21 protein-coding genes are annotated in these 23382 nt (G+C 33.2%); 11 read left to right on the plus strand and 10 right to left on the minus strand.

The genetic code is table 11. The features are described from left to right. The first annotated feature begins 178 nt into the window (after positions 1-178). Entirely contained in the window at positions 179-655 is a 477-nt protein-coding gene (locus CLV00_RS05760; RefSeq protein WP_099714236.1) for an RDD family protein, read from the plus strand. 104 nt (positions 656-759) lie between these two features. After that, positions 760-2106 (plus strand): deoxyguanosinetriphosphate triphosphohydrolase, encoded by a 1347-nt coding sequence (locus CLV00_RS05765; RefSeq protein WP_099714237.1) that lies wholly within the window; start codon positions 760-762, stop codon positions 2104-2106. Positions 2107-2109: 3 nt separating this feature from the next. Here the strand turns inward: CLV00_RS05765 and CLV00_RS05770 are convergent, their stop codons facing one another. Beyond that, on the minus strand, positions 2110-3144 hold the full coding sequence (locus tag CLV00_RS05770; protein WP_099714238.1) for a DUF3078 domain-containing protein: 1035 nt from the start codon (positions 3142-3144) through the stop codon (positions 2110-2112). A gap of 38 nt (positions 3145-3182) precedes the next feature. Continuing rightward, entirely contained in the window at positions 3183-4964 is a 1782-nt protein-coding gene (locus CLV00_RS05775; protein WP_099714239.1) for a 1-deoxy-D-xylulose-5-phosphate synthase, read from the minus strand. A 38-nt stretch (positions 4965-5002) separates the two neighbouring features. Here CLV00_RS05775 and CLV00_RS05780 point away from each other — a divergent pair, with 38 nt between their 5' ends. Beyond that, entirely contained in the window at positions 5003-5446 is a 444-nt protein-coding gene (locus tag CLV00_RS05780) for a nucleoside deaminase (RefSeq protein WP_099714240.1), read from the plus strand. A gap of 23 nt (positions 5447-5469) precedes the next feature. Here CLV00_RS05780 and CLV00_RS05785 read toward each other — a convergent pair whose 3' ends face one another. Continuing rightward, positions 5470-6303: an AraC family transcriptional regulator gene (locus CLV00_RS05785; RefSeq protein ID WP_099714241.1), complete on the minus strand. Its 834-nt coding sequence runs from the start codon at positions 6301-6303 to the stop codon at positions 5470-5472. A 122-nt stretch (positions 6304-6425) separates the two neighbouring features. On the opposite strand from CLV00_RS05785, the gene CLV00_RS05790 reads away from it, so the two are divergent. Beyond that, positions 6426-7592, plus strand: a complete 1167-nt coding sequence (locus CLV00_RS05790; protein ID WP_099714242.1) for an MFS transporter — start codon at positions 6426-6428, stop codon at positions 7590-7592. Between the two features lie 87 nt (positions 7593-7679). On the opposite strand, the gene CLV00_RS05795 is transcribed toward CLV00_RS05790, so the two are convergent. Next, on the minus strand, positions 7680-9224 hold the full coding sequence (locus CLV00_RS05795; protein ID WP_099714243.1) for a ribonuclease E/G: 1545 nt from the start codon (positions 9222-9224) through the stop codon (positions 7680-7682). Positions 9225-9540: 316 nt separating this feature from the next. Continuing rightward, a complete protein-coding gene (locus tag CLV00_RS05800) occupies positions 9541-9831 on the minus strand; it encodes an HU family DNA-binding protein (protein WP_066080765.1) in 291 nt (96 codons plus the stop codon). Positions 9832-9964: 133 nt separating this feature from the next. On the opposite strand from CLV00_RS05800, the gene mutY reads away from it, so the two are divergent. Continuing rightward, the gene (gene mutY / locus CLV00_RS05805) at positions 9965-11035 is read left to right on the plus strand and encodes an A/G-specific adenine glycosylase (protein WP_099714244.1); all 1071 of its coding nucleotides are present in this window, start codon (positions 9965-9967) and stop codon (positions 11033-11035) included. Here mutY and CLV00_RS05810 read toward each other — a convergent pair. After that, entirely contained in the window at positions 11032-13635 is a 2604-nt protein-coding gene (locus tag CLV00_RS05810) for a hypothetical protein (RefSeq protein WP_099714245.1), read from the minus strand. The genes mutY and CLV00_RS05810 overlap by 4 nt on opposite strands. Further along, complete coding sequence (locus CLV00_RS05815; RefSeq protein WP_099714246.1) at positions 13636-14424, minus strand: GLPGLI family protein; 789 nt, start codon at positions 14422-14424, stop codon at positions 13636-13638. Positions 14425-14915: 491 nt separating this feature from the next. Between CLV00_RS05815 and CLV00_RS05820 the strand changes: the two genes are divergently transcribed. Genes CLV00_RS05820 through gldD form a run of 3 tightly spaced genes read left to right on the plus strand, consistent with a single transcriptional unit; the run spans position 14916 to position 17245 of the window. After that, positions 14916-15356, plus strand: a complete 441-nt coding sequence (locus CLV00_RS05820; protein WP_099714247.1) for a single-stranded DNA-binding protein — start codon at positions 14916-14918, stop codon at positions 15354-15356. A 23-nt stretch (positions 15357-15379) separates the two neighbouring features. Further along, on the plus strand, positions 15380-16675 hold the full coding sequence (locus tag CLV00_RS05825) for a gliding motility-associated protein GldE (protein WP_099714248.1): 1296 nt from the start codon (positions 15380-15382) through the stop codon (positions 16673-16675). Positions 16676-16681: 6 nt separating this feature from the next. Then, positions 16682-17245 (plus strand): gliding motility lipoprotein GldD, encoded by a 564-nt coding sequence (gene gldD, locus CLV00_RS05830; RefSeq protein ID WP_099714249.1) that lies wholly within the window; start codon positions 16682-16684, stop codon positions 17243-17245. Between the two features lie 63 nt (positions 17246-17308). On the opposite strand, the gene CLV00_RS05835 is transcribed toward gldD, so the two are convergent. Continuing rightward, the gene (locus tag CLV00_RS05835; protein WP_099716251.1) at positions 17309-17686 is read right to left on the minus strand and encodes a heavy-metal-associated domain-containing protein; all 378 of its coding nucleotides are present in this window, start codon (positions 17684-17686) and stop codon (positions 17309-17311) included. 109 nt (positions 17687-17795) lie between these two features. Here CLV00_RS05835 and CLV00_RS05840 point away from each other — a divergent pair, with 109 nt between their 5' ends. Next, complete coding sequence (locus CLV00_RS05840) at positions 17796-18662, plus strand: DMT family transporter (protein ID WP_099714250.1); 867 nt, start codon at positions 17796-17798, stop codon at positions 18660-18662. Positions 18663-18733: 71 nt separating this feature from the next. Here the strand turns inward: CLV00_RS05840 and CLV00_RS05845 are convergent, their stop codons facing one another. Together CLV00_RS05845 and CLV00_RS05850 are read right to left on the minus strand one after the other, a co-directional pair. Continuing rightward, entirely contained in the window at positions 18734-20782 is a 2049-nt protein-coding gene (locus tag CLV00_RS05845) for a pitrilysin family protein (RefSeq protein ID WP_233206859.1), read from the minus strand. 13 nt (positions 20783-20795) lie between these two features. Next, positions 20796-22121: a pitrilysin family protein gene (locus tag CLV00_RS05850; protein WP_099714251.1), complete on the minus strand. Its 1326-nt coding sequence runs from the start codon at positions 22119-22121 to the stop codon at positions 20796-20798. A gap of 233 nt (positions 22122-22354) precedes the next feature. Here CLV00_RS05850 and rplU point away from each other — a divergent pair, with 233 nt between their 5' ends. Both rplU and rpmA read left to right on the plus strand, forming a co-directional pair. Next, positions 22355-22990, plus strand: a complete 636-nt coding sequence (gene rplU / locus CLV00_RS05855) for a 50S ribosomal protein L21 (protein WP_099714252.1) — start codon at positions 22355-22357, stop codon at positions 22988-22990. A gap of 33 nt (positions 22991-23023) precedes the next feature. Continuing rightward, positions 23024-23290, plus strand: a complete 267-nt coding sequence (rpmA, locus tag CLV00_RS05860) for a 50S ribosomal protein L27 (protein WP_086453627.1) — start codon at positions 23024-23026, stop codon at positions 23288-23290. The last annotated feature ends 92 nt before the right edge of the window (positions 23291-23382 follow it).

Raw genomic sequence — 23382 nt, forward strand, 5'->3', positions numbered from 1 at the left:
TTCGCTTCGCTCGTGTCCCGCTTTCGTTACAATATTTTTATTTTTTATTTAAAAATAAAAAGGATTTCCACTGTAATTAGTGGCTAAAATATCAGGAAATTACTTCTGAAATTTGTAAATAATTCACTATATTTGAGATAGTTATCATTATAAGTAATCATTTTTTATACGAACTACTATGGAAAATAAAAAATTTACTGTTACAGATGATTTATTAGCTTCCAAAAGCCAACGTTTCCTTAATTTCATTATCGATGTATTGATTATTTATATCATTGAAATCACCATTGGCACCACCATCATTATAATAGGAGATTTGACTCATAGTTATGCTGCGTCGAATTGGGTTACATCATTAAGCCTAATTGAAAGCTTCTTTTTTGGACTTGTTATCCTGTTTTTTTATTACTCAATTACCGAAATGTATTTCTCCAGAACCTTCGCTAAATATTTTACAAAAACACTAGTTGTAAAAAACGACGGTTCAAAACCCAATATGAAAAGCATTATTATACGAACAGTCTCCAGATTAATTCCTTTAGAGCCTTTTTCTTTTTTAATGACTGAGAAAGGATGGCATGATACATTGTCCGTTACGTATGTGGTGAAAAAGCATGAATTTGTAGAAAAAAAGAAATTGTTTTCTGGGGAGTAAGAAAGTAGAAAAGATAAAAATTGCAGTCATTTTAGGCTGCTTTTTTGTTTTTAAACACATCCTTTTCTTTATATTCGCTCCTTGTAAATACCAAAAATAAAATCATGAACTGGGAACAACTTTTATCACTAAGACGACAAGGCGACAAAGGCAAAAGATTGCGTGTAGAACAAGACGATACCCGTTTGGGTTTTGAAGTTGACTATGACCGTATTATCTTCTCCTCCGCTTTTAGAAGTTTACAGGATAAAACACAGGTTATTCCTTTATCAAAAACTGATTTTGTACATACCAGATTGACACACAGTTTAGAAGTTTCGGTTGTAGGGCGTTCTTTAGGACGATTAGTCGGTAAAAAAATCATCGAAAAATATCCACACTTAAAAGAAGTTCACGGATATCATATGAATGATTTTGGGGCTATTGTTGCCGCGGCATCCTTGGCACATGATATTGGAAATCCACCTTTTGGACATTCTGGTGAAAAAGCTATTGGAGAATATTTTTCGATTGGAAAAGGACAGCAATACAAAGATCAGCTTACCGCAAAAGAATGGCAGGATTTAATTGATTTTGAAGGGAATGCCAATGGGTTTTCAGTACTGACGGCTAGTCGCCCCGGAATTGAAGGCGGACTTCGAATTTCCTATGCGACTCTTGGTGCTTTTATGAAGTATCCAAAAGAAAGCTTGCCTAAAAAACCAACTAAAGACATAGCCGATAAAAAATACGGTTTCTTTCAAACCGAAAAAGCTTTTTTTCAAGATGTGGCTTCTGATATGGGTTTGATTCCAAATAAATCCGGAGATAATATAGGTTTCGAAAGACATCCTTTGGCATATTTAGTCGAAGCTGCGGATGATATTTGTTACACCATTATTGATTTTGAAGACGGTATTAATTTAGGATTAGTTTCTGAAGATTTTGCTTTAGAATATTTGATAAAATTGGTAAAAGACAGTATTGACACCTCTAAATACAAGACTTTAGAAACCAAAGAAGATAGAATCAGTTATTTGCGTGCTTTGGCAATTGGTAGTTTAATTAATGATGCTGTGAAAGTTTTTATCGAAAATGAAGCATTAATTATGGATGGTAAATTCCCGTTTGCCATCATGGATAAAAGTAAGTATAAAGCGCAGATGGATGATATCATTAAAATCAGCGTTAAAAACATTTACCAAAGCCGTGAAGTCATCGAGAAAGAAATTGTCGGGTACCAAATTATACAAACCTTGTTAGATAAATTCATAACGGCTTTCAATAATAAATTCAACGGAAATGCGTCCAACTATGATTCCTTAATCATGAAAATGTTGCCTGAGAAACACCATTTAGAAAAAGAGAATCTATATGGTAGATTACTCCATATTTGCCATTATGTGTCGCTTTTGACAGATGGGAATGCGCTCGAATTATTTGAAACTATTAATGGTAGAAAGAAGAATTAATTTTTAAAAAATATATTCAATCCCAACACCAATCGCTTGGCGGACCTGAGTTTTTGGACCTTCAGTTACTTGTATTCCAGCAATTTCTCTTTTAGATTTGATGTCATCGTCATAGATAACATGTGCTCCAATATTGGCTTTTACATATTGATTCACCACTAGTTCTACTAGAAAGTCACAATCTACATCTATGTTTCCAAAACGATTTACATAATCAGAATATAAGCTTAGACGATTTTCCAGATTGATATTTTTGAAGATTTCTTTTTTGTATTTATTGGTTATTAAAAAACCAAGTTCCATTTTTGATCTTTCTCCTTCGGTGAGTAGATTTCCTTCCAGGTCATAGGTAGCCTTGGCAACACCAAAAGCACCTTGATCTGCCAATCTTTGATCTAAAACTAAGGTTGTTTTAAATGTAAATGGCGAGATATAAAATGTTCTTTTTTTATCCTTATCAATATTTTCAGCACCTACACCCATAAAAATATAAGCTGGAGCAAAAGGTTTTGAGATAGCTTTTTCAGTATTTGGATACGCATAACCATTCGTGAATTGCGTGTTAAAATTGAATTTAGCCGAATGATACCAGTTAGAAAGAGTGTCTTTTCTATAGCCAAATGTGGAGTTTAATTGTATCGCATCTTCTGTTTTTCGTATGTCGATTCCGTCTTGTTTATTCAAACCGTATTTAACTATTAGTTCATTCGACCAGTTGTAATTGCTCCTGGCGTAAACTCTATGGAATTTTCCTTTAAACAATCCTGAAATCGAACTTGTTCCCCCTGCACTCCAGTTGACAAAGGCTACTTCAGAGATGTCAAAACCTAAACTGTTTTTTTTACTCCAATGGGATAATGGAAGATAATACGTCAGAGTTTGTATTTTAAATGCTACTTTCAACGGTTTGTTTGCTGTAGAAAGCGTCGTTATAGGCCTAAGTGTGTCAGATAACGGTGTGATTCTTATTTCTTGGGAGAAACTATTAAATGAGATTGTAAAGGTAAGTACAAGGAGTGTGTAGGTTAATAATTTCATTTTGGACTAGTTGTGTTTAAGGTTGCAAAATAATTATTTTAATAACTCGAAAAAAGTATTTCAAGACTTTTAACGTCAATTTTGCAATATTGTTGTAATTCAGCTACAGTTCCATGTTCAATAAACGCATCTGGAATGCCAAGAGTCGTTATTTTTGAGGTATAATTATGCTCTGAGACGAACTCGAGAATTGCACTTCCAAAACCTCCTTTTACGGCACCATCTTCTATAGTAATGATTGTTGCGAATTCTGTAAAAATGGTGTGTAATGCATTTTCGTCTAATGGTTTAACAAATGGAAAGTCGTAATGAGCAATGGTTTCTGGATGCTTTATTTTGGCTATAGCCAAAGTGACATTATTGCCAATAGTTCCATTGGATAAAACGGCTACTTTTGAACCTTTTTTTATACAAGCACTTTTTCCAATTTCTATTTTTTTGTACGTTCCAAGATGTTGCGTCTGCCAATCGGCAATAACACCGCGTCCTCTTGGATAACGGATAGCGATAGGATGATCTAATCCCAATTGTGCGGTGTATAAAATATTTTGTAATGCTATTTCGTTGCGAGGCGCATAAACAATCATATTAGGAATGCAACGTAAATAAGCCAAATCGAAAACACCGTGATGCGTTGCGCCGTCTTCTCCCACTAAACCGGCTCTATCCAAACAAAAAATCACTGGCAGATTTTGTAAAGCCACATCGTGAATCACCTGATCGTATCCTCTTTGTAAAAAAGTGGAGTAAATGTTACAAAAAACGACCATTCCTTGAGTTGCCATTCCGGCTGCTAAAGTCACAGCGTGTTGCTCGGCGATTCCTACATCAAAAGCACGTTTTGGAAAAGCCTCCATCATAAATTTCAACGAGCTTCCAGATGGCATTGCAGGTGTAATTCCTATAATTTTTTCATTTTTTATGGCTAAATCCAATACGGTCAAGCCAAAAACATCCTGATATTTTGGAGGTAGATTTTCTTCGGATTTGATGTGAATTTCTCCTGTTGCAGCGTCAAATTTTCCGGGGGCATGATATTTTACCTGATTTTCTTCGGCTTGTTGCAGTCCTTTTCCTTTGGTGGTAATGATATGAAGGAATTTTGGTCCTTTGGTTTTTTGTAAACGTTTCAATTCTTTGATAACAGCAAAAATATCATGACCGTCTATTGGACCTGAATAATTAAAATTCAAAGATTTAATCATGTTGTTTTGCCTCGGATTTTTCCCTGCTTTTACGGCAGTGAGGTATTGTTTCAAAGCACCTACACTTGGGTCAATTCCAATAGCATTATCATTAAGAATAACCAATAAATTAGCATCGGTAACTCCGGCGTGATTTAATCCTTCAAAAGCCATTCCTGATGCGATAGAAGCATCTCCAATCACCGCAATGTGTTGTTTATTGAAATCGCCTTTCAAATTAGAAGCAATTGCCATTCCTAAAGCTGCCGAAATGGAAGTAGAGGAGTGGCCTACGCCAAAAGCATCGTAAATACTCTCACTTCTTTTTGGGAAACCTGAAATACCGCCCAATTGTCTGTTAGTATGAAAACTTTCTCTTCTTTCTGTCAGTATTTTATGTCCGTAGGCTTGATGACCTACATCCCAAATCAATAAATCATTTGGCGTGTCAAACACATAATGCAAAGCAATAGTCAATTCTATAACGCCAAGACTGGCGCCAAGATGGCCTTCCTTTACAGCCACAATATCGATAATGAAATCACGTAATTCCTGAGCAACCTGAGGAAGTTGTGCTTCATCAAGCAGTCTTAAATCGGTTGGGTTATTGATGTTTGAAAGTAAATTATCTGACATAAAGCAAATGTACGAATTGAATTCTTATTTTTGTAGCTATGATAAATCCTTTCACCGACGAATATTTTATGAAAAAAGCTTTGCAGGAAGCCGAAATGGCTTTCGAAAAAGGCGAAATTCCTGTTGGAGCTATTGTTGTAATTGATAATAAAGTGATTGCCAGAGGTCATAATCTTACTGAAATGCTGGTTGATGTTACGGCTCATGCCGAAATGCAGGCTATTACTGCAGCAGCTAATTTTCTTGGAGGTAAATATTTAATTGGGTGCACGCTTTATGTCACACTGGAACCTTGCCAGATGTGCGCTGGTGCTTTGTATTGGAGTCAGATTTCTAAAATTGTTTTTGGTGCCAGCGATGAAAATCGAGGTTTTGTAAAAATGGGAACACAATTGCATCCTAAAACTACTGTTGTTTCTGGAATTTTGGCAAATGAGGCTTCGGAGTTGATGAAGCGATTTTTTGTGGAAAGAAGAAAATAAAAACAATCCTAAATTAGAAAAAACTACAGCTTCTTAAAATCGCTGGGTTTCATGTTTTTTTGTTTTTTAAAATAATTAGACAGATGGCTTTCATCTGTAAAGCCAAATTCATAGGCAATTTGTTTGATGGGCACTTGGTTGTTGAAAAATCTTTTTTCGATTAATTTGGTTCGTAGGTTGTTAATGTAATCTCTATAAGTTATTGAAAAGCTTCGTTTAAAATACGTGCCGAAGTAGGTAGTGGCTATATTAAAATGTGTCGAAATTGATTTTATTTGAACCAGTTTTGGATTATAAATGTTTTGATGAATATAAGATATGATTTGCTCGTTATCAATACCAGTTCCTGTAATTTGCATATTCATACAGCGCATCGTTTCCTTTATTAATCCGAAAATTGACAAAACTTGGTAAAAAACAATTGGCGATGAAGAAACATTCGTTTTGCTATTGTAAGCAGTAATGTTTTCTATCGTATTTTTTAAAATGGTCTTGCAAGGTTCATCTAGTTTTAAGACATTTTCTTTTAGTGATTTATCCCTCATAAAATTTTCCGGTGTGTTCAACAGAAATTCATCACAGGATAGCTTTTTATTGGAATTAAAATAATTGTCGGTAAATTTTATAAAGACAAAACGCGTACTTTTTTTAATGTCAAAATAGTGCTCATCGTCAGGTGAAATCACAAATAAATCTCCCGTTTTATAGGATAATAAATTATTGTTCAGATGATGAATCCCGTTTCCTTTTACTATGTAGATGATTTCATAATAGGTATGACTGTGATTGGGAAGGTGAAATTTGTCTTCTTCGAATTCATCAATAACTAATGTTTCAAATTGATTTAATTTAGGCATAGCGTATAATTACAATTTTATATTGCAAATATACAACTTGTTTGAATTTGTTATAAATAAATTTGTCCGATGAAAAAACAATCGATTTCAAAACACTCATATTAATATTTTTATAAAACAAAATGAAGAAAAGTCTCATCGCGCTCTCATTGGGCGGTTTAACTATAGGAATAACTGAATTTGTGATGATGGGTTTATTGCCCGACATTGCATCAGATTTAAAGATTTCAATACCGGTAGCCGGACATTTAATTTCTGCCTATGCTTTAGGAGTTGTAATTGGCGCGCCCTTATTGGTCATCATTGCGAGAAATTACCCTCCTAAAAAAATACTTTTGATTTTGGCAGCTATGCTGGCCTTTTTCAATGCGCTTTCGATTATTGCGCCCAATTATGAATTTTTATTCGCTACAAGATTGCTTTCTGGATTGCCTCACGGTGCCTTTTTTGGAGTTGGAGCTGTTGTTGCCAGCAGTCTGGCTGACAAAGGAAAAGAAGCGCAGGCTATCTCTATCATGTTTTCGGGATTGACAATTGCAAACCTTGCGGGAGTGCCAATAGGAACCTATATTGGGCATCATTATACGTGGCGTTATACGTTTATAATAATTGCAATTGTTGGGGTTTTAACTTTTGTATCTCTTTATTTTTGGATGCCAAATCTAAAAGCTGGCGCCAAAGAAACAATTAAAAGTCAGTTACAGTTTTTCAAAAAAACAGAAGCCTGGCTAATCATTTCAATTACTGCTTTTGGTTTTGGGGGGTTATTTTGCTGGATTAGTTATATTGCTCCGTTACTCACAGATATTTCTAAATTTTCAGCTGGAGATGTGCCTTATATCTTAATCCTAGCTGGTTTAGGAATGGTTTTTGGAAATTTTATCGGAGGAAAATTAGCAGATAGATTTTCTCCTGCAAAAACAATTGTAATGTTGCTTTTTATAATGGCCTTGGATTTATTATTAGTGTATTTCTTTTCTTCAAACCAGTATATGACTCTGGCATTAGTGTTTTCTACGGGTTGTATTTCTTTTGCGGTTGTGGCTCCAATACAGGTGCTTATGATTCAGACGGCTGTAGGTGCAGAAATGATTGCTTCGGCTGCGATACAAGCCGCATTTAATATAGGAAATGCTTTAGGGGCTTTTCTTGGCGGATTGCCTTTGGTGTTTGGATTTAGTTATGCGTCTCCCAACTTAGTTGGTGTTGGCATGTCTATAGTAGGAGTTCTAATTACTTTTATATTTCTCCAAATAAAGAGAAGTGCTTTGAAACTGCAAGCTGTTTAAATTTACGGTTTTATCAGTAATAAAAAGACATAAAAAAACCGCCAATCTCACGAAAGGCGGTTTTTTATTCTGAATTTATTTCAGAATCTATTCTATAATAACATTTTCTTTTTTATCGTAGAAATGATATTCTAAATACGTGTAAGCGTCACGAGGTATGATTTTCACCCACTTTTTATGTTCAAGAAACCATTTTGAACGTAATGATGGAAAACCTTTACTGAGGTATGCAGCCACAAATGGATGTACATTAAGCACAACGTCTTTGTGGGTTTTTAAAATTCTTTCTAAATCAGAAGCAATTTTATCAATGATTAATATTGGAGCTTCAATCTCCGCATTTTCATTGTTTGGATCTTCTTCTCTAGTTTTAATGTTTACTTCTGGTCTTACTCTTTGTCTTGTAATTTGAACTAATCCAAATTTGCTCGGAGGTAAGATCTTATGTTTCGCTTTATCGTCGCTCATTTCTTCTTTCAAGAAATCGAACAAAACTTTACGATTTTCAGGATTTGACATATCGATAAAATCAACTACGATGATTCCGCCCATATCACGAAGACGTAATTGTCTTGCGATTTCGGCAGCTGCAATCATATTGACTTCCATGGCGGTATCTTCCTGGTTGGTGGCTTTATTAGAACGGTTTCCGCTGTTTACGTCTATAACGTGCAAAGCTTCAGTGTGTTCGATAATAAGATAAGCTCCTTTACTCATGGATACTGTTTTTCCAAAAGAAGTTTTGATTTGTCTCTCTATGTTGTATTTCTCAAAAATAGGTGTGTCTTTTGATTGATAAAACTTAACAATTGATTGTTTTGAAGGTGCAATTTCTTGCAAATAATCCTTTGTTTGGTTGTACAACTCTTCATCATCAATCTGAATACCGCTGAAGGTATCATTAAATACATCTCTTAATATGGAAGAGGCTCTGTTGAGTTCTCCTAATACTTTGGACGGATGATGAGCAGTTGGTAATTTTTTACACATTGCAGTCCATCTGCTGAGCAGGTTCTGCAAATCTTTTTCTAATTCGGCTGTATTTTTGCCTTCGGCTACTGTGCGAACAATAACACCAAATCCTTTTGGTTTGATGGATTGTACTAATCGTTTCAAGCGTTCTTTTTCTTTTTTGTCTTCTATTTTTTGTGAAATAGAAACGCGGTCAGAAAACGGAACCAAAACTATAAATCTTCCGGCAAGAGAAAGCTCAGCGCTAATTCTTGGTCCTTTTGTAGATATAGGTTCTTTGACGACTTGTACTAAAACAGATTGATTGGCACTTAATATATCAGTGATAGTACCATCTTTATCTATTTCTTTTTCAAACTGAAAGGTTTTTAGGGAGAAATCTTTTAATTTACCTGCGCTTACAAGTTTTATGAATTTCAGTTGGGAAGATAAGTTAGGACCTAAATCGTGATAATGTAAAAAGGCATCTTTTTCGAAGCCTACATTTACAAAAGCAGCGTTCAATCCGGCAACTGGTTTCCTGATTTTGGCAATAAAAATATCACCAACCTGGAAGTTGCTTTTTTCTTCTTCTTTGTGTAATTCAATTAGTTTTCCATCTTTTAATAAGGCAAAATCTACGGCTTCAGAACTAGATCTAATGATTAATTCTTTATTCACACTGTAAATTTTTTATCTATTCGCCAAGGCGAACAAATGGATTAAACAATATTTTAACAGGTATTGAACCCGGGGAAAATTAGCTGGCAGTTTGCAGTGGTAAGTACGCAGTTAACTGAATACTAAAAACTGAATACTGATTACTAATTCTCAATTTCAATGAACGTTTAAAAAGAAAAAAGTAGTTTAAAACTACTTTTTCTTTTTGTGACGGTTAGCTCTCGCTCTTTTCTTGCGTTTGTGCGTTGCTACCTTATGTCTCTTTCTTTTTTTACCACTTGGCATATCTTGTAGATTTTATGATTAATTAATATTGTTATTTTGCTTCGTTATTTGTTTTCACTCCTTCTACAAATACTTTTGCAGGTTTGAATGCAGGAATGTTGTGTGCAGGAATTTTTATTGTTGTATTCTTGGAAATATTTCTTCCTGTTTTCTCAGCTCTAGTCTTCACTATAAAACTTCCAAAACCTCTTAAATAAACATTGTCTCCAGTTTCTAATGAATTTTTTACTTCATTCATAAAAGTCTCTACAGTTGCCTGTACATCTCCTTTTTCAAGACCTAATTTTTCTGAAATTTTTGCTACGATATCTGCTTTCGTCATTTTCTTTCCTATTTATAATGTTGTACTATTTTTTTGAGTTTGCAAATATAGGAATTTAAAAAACAATTATTCAAGCTAATTCATTAAATTTTAATCACATAAACTTTTACTTTTGCTAACAAATAATTAAAACATGATTTTTTCTAACTTGCTAATACAATGGTATTTACAAAATAAACGCGATTTACCATGGAGGAATACCACTAATCCATACCCTATTTGGCTCTCTGAAATCATGTTACAACAGACGCGTGTTGCACAAGGAATGCCTTATTTTTTATCTTTTACAACCGCTTTTCCTACCGTTTTTGATTTGGCGAAAGCCAATGAAGAACAAGTTTTGAAACTTTGGCAGGGATTAGGATATTATTCCAGAGCTCGAAACTTACATAAAACAGCACAGCATATCGCTTTTGATTTATCGGGAGTTTTTCCGGGAACTTATAATGACTTATTGAAATTAAAAGGAGTAGGAGAATATACCGCGGCGGCAATTGCTTCTTTCTCCTATAATGAAGCCGTTCCGGTTGTTGATGGAAATGTGTTCCGGGTTTTGTCTCGTTATTTCGACATGGATACGGATATTGCTCAGGCTTCCGCCAAAAAAGAATTCGCTGCTTTGGCTTTCGAACTGATGCCAAAAGACACTCGAGGCGGAGCCGAACTGAGCGAAGCTAATCCGGCAACGTTCAATCAAGCCATCATGGAGTTTGGTGCATTGCAATGCGTTCCTAAAAGTCCGAATTGCGGCATTTGTATTTTCAACGAAAGTTGCGCCGCCTTGCAAAAAAACAAAGTCGATCAATTGCCTGTAAAATCCAAGAAACTAAAAGTTAGAAGCCGATACTTTAATTATTTGGTTTTGGAAGATGAAACAGGGAATACAATTATCCAGAAAAGAACGGCTAAAGGAATTTGGCACAACTTATATGAGTTCCCTTTGATAGAAACAGAAAAAGAAGAAGATTTTGATTGTGTTGCTGCTCAGATGCAAACTGATTTTAGCGGCCAATATGAAATTATAAGTATGTTAGAATACAATGAAAAAAGTATCATTCATAAATTGTCACACCAACATTTACATATCAAGTTTTGGAAAGTATCTGTAAAAGGGACAATTGAAAACGGAATTGATGGGGAAACTTTGAGAACTTTTCCTTTCCCAATTGTGATTCATAATTTTATTGAAAATAATCGATTTTAAAAACGGTATTTTGTTGTGAATAAAAAATATCGAGGCACTAAATCTATTGTAGTTTTGAAATAGGAATAGGAGCTAATTGACTGTGTTGAATATGTATTTTCATTGGCTAGATTATTCAATATTATGGAATATGAAAAATGACTTTCTCTAGGAAGGTATGATAATGATGCATTTATAAAAGTATAGTCTTTTGAATCTAAATTATAAAAATTGTATTTTAATTCTGCTATCCAAATTCCTTTAAATGTATGATTAATGTTTACAAAATAATCAGAAGTTTTGTTTTTTGAAATATTTGATTTGTAATTGGATTGGAAAAAATTATAATTATATCCAAAATCGAAATTAATAAATTTTTTAAAAAATGTAGTCCCTGATATTTTATAGCTACTATAATAGTTTTTTATGATCTCCGTCGTATTAGAATTGATTTTTATTGGATTGTTTGACCAATTTTGATTTGATTCGATTTTTGTTGCCAATTTTAACTTTCTAAAGTAATTTGTTAAACCAAAGTTGCTCATTGTGTTCTCGCCTCCTCTTGCTATGAAGTAATTGGATTGAGTGAAATTTTGGTCAATGGTGCTTTCTATGTTATAGTCTAACGTTGTATTAAAATAGAGTAATGAAGCTTCTATAGAATATCTTTTTGGAGTATTGAACAATGAATAGTTTACTGAAAAAACTTTTCCGTACATTTTTTGAATTTCTTGTTCGCCTTTTAAAAAGCTTCTGTATGAATTAAGTTGATTGTTTGGGGACAATATATTATTCTCAGGTAATTTAGAGTTATAATCAAAGCTAAATCCTAATCGACCTATTCTTTTTAGTGAAAATTCAAGTTTTAAACTAGGATTTAATAAAAAGAAATCTTGGTCATTAATGCTGTTTTTTGAAATATTAATATTTGATGAAAATTGAATTTGTTTGCTGATAAAATATTTTACATTTTGGTTTAAGCTGATAATTTTTTGACTGAAAATCGTATTATTATTCAAGAATTCAAAATTTTCGGGATTCTTTAAAATGCTTTTAAGCCTCTCTTTATTGCTTTCCAAGGTTAAAGTAGAGTTACTCTCTAAATGGTTTTTCTTTATAATCAAAGTCGTTTTGTATCCAAAATAAGTGAGTTTGTTATTTACTTCTTGTAACACGTTTTGATTTAAATCGTTGTCAAGGTAATTGTTCAATAAATCAGATTTTATAGTTGCATTCTGGTTTATTTTATTATTTCCAAAATAAAAATAATTGGTTAATATTTTATTTTCGGCTATTGAATATGTGTTTTGAAGATGATTATAAAAAGATTCATTTTTATTTTTTAAATCTTGATTGATTATGTTCTGATTAAATACTAAATCATCAAACACTTTTTCAGGGTTATTTTGATAAGAAAAATAATTTGTGAAATAGCTTTTTTTAGTTGCTAAAAGCTTTAATTCTAGTTCTGTCGACGCTAATGTTTTAGTATTTCTGTAGGTATTGCTTTCAGAAAAAATAATCGGATTTGGGTCAATATTGTATTCCGTTAAAGCACTGGAATTTTGATTTTGTTTGTCGTTTAAATAATACCCAACAGCTCTAAGTTTAATTTTATCAGTTATTTTTGAACTTACGCTTATTGAGTTTAAAAGTGCTTTGTTAAATAAACTTTGAGTGGTGTTAAATTGTGTGTTTTCGTTGCTATTGATTTTAAATAGCATTTTTGTCTTTTTTTCTATTCTCCCGTTGAAATCAGAAAAATCTATAGACTCTTGATTACCAGTAATTAAGTTTGTTGATTTTTCGCCAATATTGTTGTAATCACCAAAATAAAAAAATTTTATTTTTTTTCTCAACAGTCCTAAGTTTAGACTTTGTTTGGATCTATTCTTGGTTCCAAGACCTAAAGAAGTGTTTCCAAACCAGATATTTGAATACCCTTTTTTAAACTTAATGTTTAAGGCTACTTTGTCGGAATTTGATAGGTTTTTCAAAATTGGATTTTCTTCGAAATTGTCTAAAATTTGTACTTCATCTAGAACTTTTGCATCCAGGTTTTTTGATAATATTTTGTAATTTTTATCAAAAAGGTCATCGCCATCAATAAGTAATTTGTCTATTGCTTTACCATGAGCTTTAATACTACCATCAACTTCCACTTTTATTCCAGGTAATTTTTTCAGAACATCTTCCAAGGTTTGTTCTGTCTTATTTAAAAATTTATCTACTTTTATGAATGTAGTATCCTGATTTATTCGGATTTTCTGATCTGATTGAATGATGACTTCTTTTAATGTTTCTACGTCTTCCTGCATAGAAATAGTAAACGTAAATGATTTATCTGTTTTCAAATCAAATTTTAGTTCTTTTTTTACAAAGCCTAAATTTGTAATTTCAATCCTAATGGATTCTAATGTCCCTTTTTCAAGGCTTAAATTAACGATTCCTTTTTCATCGCTGTATTTAAAACCTAAAATATTTTCAGACGTATCAAAAACAACAATAGAAGCATTTTCAAGGCCTCTGTTGTTGTTGTCTAAAATAGTCCCGTTTATTTTTATTTGTTGAGAAAAACAGTAAATTGGTAAAATAAGGAACAGTAAAATTATTTTTTTCATTTATTCAAATTCTACAAATAATTCGGATAATTTTGGATCAATAAAAATTACTCCTTTAAAGTTTTTTTGATTCATTCTATTTACATCAATGGCTTCTTCCTGTCTGTCTAAACGAAATTTATTGAAGGCTGTCTGATTTACAAATTGTATGGGTTTTCCTCCTTTTGCTTTCCTGATGGAGTTTACATTTTCTTTAGTATTTGATGGGTATTCAGCGCTCTTGAAATACCAATAAACATTTTTTTCCGTGTCGTAGGCTTCTAAAATTAGTCCAGGTAATCCATGCAATTTCCATGGTCCAAAAGGTATTGCAATCTTAGAGGTATACCACGCGGTATAGTTACGACCTCTAAAAAAAGTAGTTGCTTTTTTGCATAAAAAATTACCAATTTTTTTTGACTCTGTACTTAGTTTCCAATTTAGTTTAGTGGCTTCATCCTTAACGTAAATTTGTTTGTCAAAATATAAATTCGACCACATGGTATTTGCTTTTATATTATAGACTACCTGATCTCCTTGGGCACTTCGTTTACCCGTATATTCCCTTTTTCCTTCGTAATTTTTTTTGTAAACAGTCATTGAGTTAATTTTAGCCGTTTTTTCTAAACTATCTTTGGCCGTGACATAATAAGACTGTTCTTTATTGAAAACAAGATAAGCATTGCTATCAGCCCCTTTTGCATTGCCATCAAGTAAGGCTTCTATGTAACCATAATATACTAATCCTTTGTTTTGTGAAAAAACAATAGTGGTAAAAAAAAGCAGAGAAAAAAGAATCTTTATTTTCATTTTGAATTATTTAATATTAAAAAATGCTTTATACTGTTTTAAAAATTTATGAAGGCTTTATATCTTCGTTTTAAAATTCATTAAGGTTCTAAACCTTCAGTTTTTCTATCTGAACAAATTTTTGTTGCTATAACTAGTGCGTCTTCCTGCGAAGTTGTTGATGATGCAAGGAATGATCCTGTATGACCAGTTCCATCATTACATTGGTAGTTCCATCTAACTAATTTTATTTCTTCTTCAAATTTATTTACTGTGTTTTCTTTTGTTGCAAAAGAGCTTAGCGTTACTAAAATAATAGCTGCTAAAAATAATGTTTTTTCATAATAATAGTTTTAATGGTTATAAAATTGTTTTACAGTATAAAGCCTTACAAATATAAAAAAAAATATGAAAATTCCTATTTTTTATATTTTTCATAATATAATTAGAAAATGATTTTTTTAAACTATTTCTAAAAAAATGTATCTTTGATAGAAATACCAAATCCTACAATGAACGGAACATTAAATAAAGTTATGCTTATCGGTTTTCTTGGTGATGATGTCAAAATGCATTATTTCGACGGAGGCAATTGTATCGGAAGATTTCAGTTGGCAACAAACGAAGTGTATATCAACAAAACCACCAATGAAAAAATCACTTCTACTGAGTGGCATAATTTGGTAGTACGCAATAAAGCGGCTGAACTTTGTGAAAAATACCTTTCTAAAGGAGATAAAATATATGTGGAAGGGCGCATAAAGTCCCGTCAATGGCAATCAGAGGATGGAAGTACAAAACACACCACCGAAATTCAGGTAACCGAATTCACTTTTCTTTCCACAAAAAAAGACAGTGAAAACAACAAACAAATTCCTGTAGCTGATGTCTCGAAAAACACTAATTTTGACTCGGAAAATAATGTCTTGCCTATTAATGACTTGCCATTTTGATTGTTTAATTAATCTTAACTAGTTTGGACCCAGAGCCCAGTTTATTTTTTTCTTACGCTATTGATGCTAATGTAGTATTTGGCTTTACAGGAATTGCCATTTTGCTGTTTTGTTCAGCATTAATCTCAGGCGCTGAAGTAGCCTTGTTTTCGTTGTCACAAAAAGACATCGATGAAACGGTACAAGAAAATAACTCCAAAGGCAAAATTATTTCGGAACTTTTAGAAAAACCAAAAAAACTGGTAGCGACACTTCTTGTTGCTAATAATTTCATTAATATTTCCATAGTGTTATTGTTTTCGTTTGTTGGAAAAACAATTTTTTCCGGAGTAACAGCACCACTTTTAAAATTTATTCTGGAAGTAGTGACCGCGGCCTTTTTAATTTTATTATTCGGTCAGGTCTTGCCAAAAGTATATGCCAGCAGAAACAATACAAAATTTGCTAAACTGATTGTCTATCCAATTGCTTTTTTGGACAAATTGCTTTCGCCAATAAGTTTGCCCATGCGCGCAGCCACGATTTATTTGCACAATAAATTAGGAAAGCAAAAAACAAATTTCTCTGTCGATCAATTGTCTCAGGCATTGGAATTAACCGCTTCGGATGAAACTTCTACCGAAGAGCAAAAAATTTTAGAAGGTATTGTAAGCTTTGGAAATACCGATACAAGACAAGTGATGAGTCCCCGAATCGATATTTTTGCTTTAGAAATAGACGAATCTTTTGTCGTTATTTGTCCTAAAATCATAGAAAAAGGATATTCCAGAATTCCCGTGTATCGAGACAATATAGACCAGATAGAGGGCGTTTTGTATGTCAAAGATTTGCTGCCACATATTAATACGAATGAATTTGACTGGAAATTATTGTTGCGGGAACCTTTCTTTGTTCCTGAAAATAAAAAACTGGACAATTTGCTGAAAGATTTCCAGAGTATGAAAAGCCATCTTGCAATTGTAGTCGATGAATATGGTGGAACGTCAGGATTAGTGTCGCTTGAAGATGTGATTGAAGAAATAGTAGGGGATATCAGCGATGAATTTGATGATGAGAATATTAATTTCTCCCAAATTGATGATAGAAATTACCTCTTTGAAGGAAAAATAAACCTCAAGGATTTTTACAGAATAATTGATGTAGACGAGGAATTATTCGAAATCAAAAAAGGAGAAGCTGAAACGCTGGCTGGCTTTATTCTTGAGATTTTGGGAAATTTTCCAAAAAAAAATCAAAAAATTTCATTCGAAAATTGTCTGTTTACAGTAGAAGCTGTGGATCAAAAAAGGGTGAAACAAATAAAAGTAACAATTGAATAAGTAAAAATGTTAAAAAAAATAATCACTTTTTCGGCAATAATTGCAGTCTCATTCTTGAGTTTTAGTTGTAAAGATGATGTCTTACCAAAACCATCAAGCTATTTGCGATTGGATTATCCGGAAGCCAAATATGTAAATTTTGAAAACGAATGTCCTTTTGCTTTCGAAATGAATTCAGATGCCATTATCAAAAAAGAGGCTGATTGTGGTTTTACGATTACGTATCCAAAAATGAAAGCGACTATTTATCTTACCTATAAACCAGTGGCGAAAAATATTAATGAACTGTTGCGTGATGCGCAAACATTGACTTATAAACACGTGATAAAAGCGGATGATATATTAGAACAGCCGTATTTGAATTCAGACAAAAAAGTCTATGGGATGTTTTATCAGGTAGAAGGAAATGCGGCAACTAATTCCCAGTTTTACGCTACAGACAGTACTAAACATTTCGTAACAGGTTCTGTTTATTTCTATGCAAAACCTAATTATGATTCCATTATGCCAGCGGCGAGTTACATTAAAAATGACATGCAACGACTGATGGAAACCTTGAAGTGGAAATAATATTTCATAAAAAAAGCATTCGCCAGTAACGAATGCTTTTTTTATATAACTTGAAAGTCTGAATTACGACTTTATATCCGATACTTTGTATGTTTTACCGTCAGCAGCGGCTTCGACAACTTTAGTCAATTTTTCTGGAGTTTGAACCGTTTTGTCAAAAGTTACGGTGGCTAATTTTGTGTCAAAATCTACCGTTGCTTTTTGAACGCCATCCAATCCGGTTAAATCTTCTTGAATCGTTTTGGCACAACCTACAGCGCATGTCATTCCTTCTACAGAGAAACTCGCTGTTTGAAGATTAGCCGCTGCAATTTCTTTTTTAACTTTTGGAGCAGTTGTTTCTACAGTTTCTTTTGAAACTATTTCTGTTGATTTCTCTTTACAACCTACAAATAAAACACTTGTAAGCACTAGAGTTACGATTGATTTTTTGAAATTCATTATGATGTAAATTTTAAAGATTAAAAGCATGTTTCTGAACTGCAAAATTAATTAAAAAAAGAAGGACTAATTCATAAAATAATTACAATTTTGGGGCAAAATTATCTTTATGGAATTGAAGCAGTTAAAATGGGTGTACTTGATGGTTCTTGCCTTAGTTTGGGGAAGTTCATTTATATTAATAAAAAAAGGATTAATCGGTTTGACGGCTTTACAATTAGGTTCGTTGCGAATTATTTTTGCAGCTGTTTTTTTATTGTTGATAGGATTTAAAAGTTTGCCCAAAATCCCGTTGCCCAAATGGAAATACATCGCCTTGACTTCTATGTTTGGGACATTTATACCGGCTTATCTGTTTGCTATTGCCCAAACCGAAATCGATAGTTCCGTGAGTTCTATTTTGAATTCTCTGACTCCATTGAATACATTGATTTTAGGGGCTTTGGTTTTTGGATTACAATTCAAAAGAAATCAGATTTTTGGAATTCTAATAGGTTTAATAGGAAGTGCTTTGTTGATTTTGAATGGTGCGATTCATCATCCGGAACAAAACTATTATTATGCTATTTTGGTTTTAATAGCTTCAATATGTTATGCTGTCAACGTGAATTTAATCAAGAAATATTTACATGATTTGAGTCCGTTGAGTATTACTACCGGTAATTTTATGGTGTTGTTTTTTCCGGCATTCATCATCTTGTTTTTCTCTGGTTTCTTTGAAGTGGTACATGATGTGAAAGTGCAGGAGTCAGTTTTGTTTATAATGATTCTTGGGGTTGTAGGAACTGGAATTGCAAATATTCTGTTCTTTAAACTCATCCAAATGTCTTCACCTGTTTTTGCTACTTCAGTAACGTATTTGATTCCTGTTGTTGCTTTTTGCTGGGGATTATTAGACAATGAAATGCTTACACCAGTTCAGTTTTTTGGTGCTTTTATTATTTTAATCGGAGTGTATTTGTCTGCTAAAAAATAGATTTAGAAATAGTATAAAAACAATAAAGGCTGCCTAAAAAGACAGCCTTTATTCACTAATTCAAGTTTTAATTATTGAAAATCAGCATCTGAAACACCTTCGTTGATTTTTACATCAGACATTTTAATGTCCAATTCAAATCCTACATTTTGAATGATGTTAAAAGGAATCTTAACTCCTTTTACATCCTTGTAATCTCCATAATTTGTAGTTTGCGTTATGGTTTGACCACCTTGTTCTATTACTTTAGATTCAGCCAGTTTTAATCCAGAAGTCACATCATAATAGAATGTTGTTTTTCCATTTTTTACAGCATAAGCCTCTTTTCCGTTGATTGTTTCAATACCGCCCAATACCAATCCTTCTTTTTTAGAAAGCAATAATTCTTGAAAAGTAGTTGCGCTAGCTTTCATGTCAGTAAGCATCGTTCCTTCGGTATTTTGGCGTTGCCCTTGTTGCATTACGTAAGCTCCTTTTTCATTTACCACTTGTTTCATCAGGCTCATGGTTCCCATCGCTAATTCAACCATTAATTTTCCTTTTGCATCTATCTTAGAAGTAAAACTTAAAGGAGAAGGTGCTTGTGGAATAGTAGTTGTTCCGTTCATTACAATCGTTTTTACAGCAGAAACTGCTTTTTCACCACCAATAGCTTTGATGTAATTATCAATAACGCTTTTCGCAGTTACGCCAGCAGGAATGTCTTTTTTGAAAACTGGTTTTTCCAATGGATTACCGTATTTGTCAAAATAAAACATTGGAATTTTTAGTTTTTCCAAAGCAGGAATTACTTCCGATCCTTTTCCGGCAATAATGATTCGTTTATTGTCTAAAAGGAAATATTTGTTGGCTGCACGAAGTACATCATCAGCAGTTACTGCATTGATCGTTTTGATGTAGTTTTCATAAAAATCTTTTGGAAGATCTTCCGTCTCAATATTCAAGGCATATCGTGCAATTGATTGCGGTTTTTCTACCTGCATAACAAATCTTCCTATGTAGCCGGCTTTAGTGTCACTCAGTAATTCTTCGCTTACTTTTTCGGTACGTATTTTTTTGATTTCTTTGATAAATTCAACCACTGCACTATCTGTAACTACGTTTCTTACCGCCGAAGTCGATCTTAATTTAGTCACGTATTTTCCGCTTCCTATTACAGAACTGGCACCGTAGGTCCATGCGTGTTGTTCTCTTAAATTCATATTAAGGTAACTGTTGAAATCACCACCAAGAATGGAAGTCGCAATTACTGCAGGAAAGAAATCAGGATCACTCATTTTTAAATTCACTGTATTCACTAATGAAATCTCCGATTGTACTGCATTGGGAACATCAACAAAATTGATTTGAGTGAACGGGACATTTTCCGGTGCTGCGTACGTTAGTTTTGGTGTGCTTCTTTTTTGCCATGACCCGAATAGTTTCTCTACAATTGGTTTTACTTCTTTGTATTTAATGTCTCCAATAATTACCAAGTAAGCGTTTTCGGGAACAAAATAATTAGTGTAATTGGCTTGGATGTCTGCAAGAGTTACGTTTTTAATCGTTTCTTCGGTCATGTATTCTCCAGAAGGGTGGTTCTTTCCAAAAGCAAGCGCGTCAACAACTCTGTTTGCAATTGCTGGGACACTTTTTTCCTGGGATTTAAGTCCTTCCAGTAATTTCGCTTTCTCTTTGTCGAATTCTTCTTGAGTGAAATTTGGATGTAAAGCTCCTTCGGCCATCAATTCTAAAATTCGTTTAGAATATTTAGAAAGAGTGCTTGCGTAAGCGCCTTGAGAATTAAAATTAAGATCAGCTCCCAGAAAATCAATCTCTTCATTGAAAGCATCTTTTGCTAATTTTTTACTTCCGTTTCCTATCATGCTACTTGTTAAGTCATCAACTCCTTTTATATTGCCTTCGGCATAAGGAGCATTGTCTAATGAAAGACTGAAGCTAACTTTTGGCAGCTTGTGATTTTCAACAATCATAACCTTCAAACCATTTGGCATAACAAAAGTTTGTGGTTTTTTGATGTTTACTACTGGCGAAGCTCCAGGTTTTGGTTGTGTGCGATCTTGTGCCTGCATAATTCCTGTTACCAACAAAATGAATAATAATATATTTGTTTTTTTCATGATTTAGAATGTCTTAGTTTTTAGCCTGTTCTGTAGAAGGAATATAATCCAAAAGCAATCTTTGGTTTGGATTCAAATATTTTTTTGCTACGTCTCTAATTTCCTCACGAGTGATAGAATGTAAAAGCTCTATTTCGGTGTTGATTAAATTGATATCGCCGTAAAGCATATAATAGGTTGCTAAATTTTCAGCAATTCCCTCTACATTTGAATTGGCATTCACAAAATTATTGTCAAACTTATTTTGTAGTTTTTGAAAATCTTTCTCCGAAATTAGTTCCGTTTGAATTTTTACAATTTCTTCGTCAATTTCTTTTAAGAGATCAGTAGCAGTATTTGTTCCCATTGGCAAACCATACAAAATGTACATTCCGTAATCTTCCTGACTAAAACCTACGGCACCTATTTGCAATGCCATTTTTTTCTCGTCAACGATTTTTTTATACAATTTAGAACTTTTTCCATCACTTAAATAAGAAGAAATGAAATCCAAAACTCTGGCGTCTCTAGTTTTCATTGACGGTGTTCTATATGAAGCAACTAACATTGGAATCTGGATGTTAGCATCCTGATATGTTGCTTTTATAGTTTGAGTAATTGGTTCTTCAACAAAAGTTTGTTTTGTTACAGCAGTTCCTTTTTTTATTGGTCCAAAATATTTCTGAATCCATTCTTTAGCCTTATTTTTTTCGAAATCACCGGCAACGACTAAAACTGCGTTGTTTGGAATGTAGAATTTTTTATTGAATGCCTGAAATTCTTCTAAGGTTGCAGCGTCTAAATCTTTCATTGAACCAATAGTGTTCCAACGATACGGATGTTTCTTGAACATGTTTTCTTTTACAACCGTAAGGATATTTCCATAAGGGCGATTGTCAAAACTGGTTCTTTTCTCTTCTTTTACAACTTCATTTTGGGTGTCAACCCCAATTTGATTGATTACAGGATGCATTAATCTTTCGGATTCCATCCAAAGGGCTAATTCTAAATTATTAGAAGGAAATACTTCATAGTAATAGGTTCTGTCATCCGAAGTGTTCGCATTGTTTGTCCCTCCATTTGAACTTACAATTTTCATCCATTCGCCACGTTTAATGTTTTCAGTTCCTTCAAATAATAAATGTTCAAAGAAATGGGCAAAACCTGTTCGGTCCGGTTTTTCATCCTTAGAGCCCACATGATACATCACTGAAGTGACAACTACAGGCGCAGAAGGATCGTTATGCAAAATGACATGCATACCATTATCTAAATTGTATTCTTCGAAAACTACTTTTTGAGCCGAAGCTACTCCACCAAGCATGAGTGCTGTACTTAAGGCCATTATTGATTTTTTCATATTGGATTAATAATTTTGTATTCTTTATAAGTAACTGAAAAAGGGGTATTGTTACACCAAAAATACTACTGAATAAAACTTTAACAACTGTTCATTTGAGTTTTTTATCAAATAGCGTCAAAAGTATAATAAATCAGGGTGTTAGGTGCAGTAAATATTTTTTGTTTTACTAATTGCAGGTTAAATATTTAATTGTATATTTGCAACCTTAAAAATTATTAAAACAATTCAGTATGTATGCAATCGTAGAGATAGCAGGGCAACAGTTCAAAGTAAGCAAAGACTTAAAGGTTTATGTTCACCGTTTGACTAATGAAGAAGGTTCAAAAGTTTCTTTTGACAAAGTTCTTTTATTAGATGATAACGGAACTATCACTTTAGGCGCCCCAGCTATAGAAGGTGCTTCAGTAGAAGCTAAAGTGTTACAACACTTAAAAGGAGATAAAGTTATCGTTTTCAAAAAGAAAAGAAGAAAAGGATACAAAAAAAGAAACGGTCACAGACAGTATCTTACTCAAATTGTAATTGAACGTATTTCTGCATCAGGTACAAAAAAAGCAGCTCCAAAAGCTGAAAAAGTAGCTGAAGTAAAAGCTCCAAAAGCAGCAAAAAAAGCTGATGATTTGAAAATAATTGAAGGAGTTGGTCCTAAAGCAGCAGAAGCGTTAGTTGAAGCTGGGATTACTACCTTTTCTAAATTAGCAAAAACAAGTGCTGATGCGGTAAAAGCAATTTTAGAAGCATCAGAATCTAAATTATCTCATTTAGATCCAACTACTTGGGCTCAACAAGCACAATTAGCTGCAGATGGTAAAATGGATGAATTAAAAAAATTACAAGATGAATTAAACGGTGGTAAAACTGTTTAATTAATTTATTAACAAATATAAAACTAATACGTCATGGCTCACAAGAAAGGTGTCGGTAGTTCTAAGAATGGTAGAGAATCAGAATCAAAACGTTTAGGCGTTAAGATATTTGGTGGTCAAGCTGCTATTGCTGGGAACATCATCGTAAGACAAAGAGGTTCAAAACATAATCCAGGTGCAAACGTTTACATTAGTAAAGATCACACACTACACGCAAGAGTAGATGGAGTTGTTTTCTTCCAAAAGAAAAGAGATAACAAATCTTATGTTTCTATACTTCCATTCGAAGTTGAAGCATAATTGATTTTCTCAATTATTATAAAAACCCGTCTCGTTTGAAAAACGAGACGGGTTTTTTGTTTTCCATCGATTCCGAAGTCTCAAATTTTCTT

Origin of the sequence: Flavobacterium sp. 11, assembly GCF_002754315.1 — a bacterium.
Taxonomy (GTDB): domain Bacteria; phylum Bacteroidota; class Bacteroidia; order Flavobacteriales; family Flavobacteriaceae; genus Flavobacterium; species Flavobacterium algoritolerans.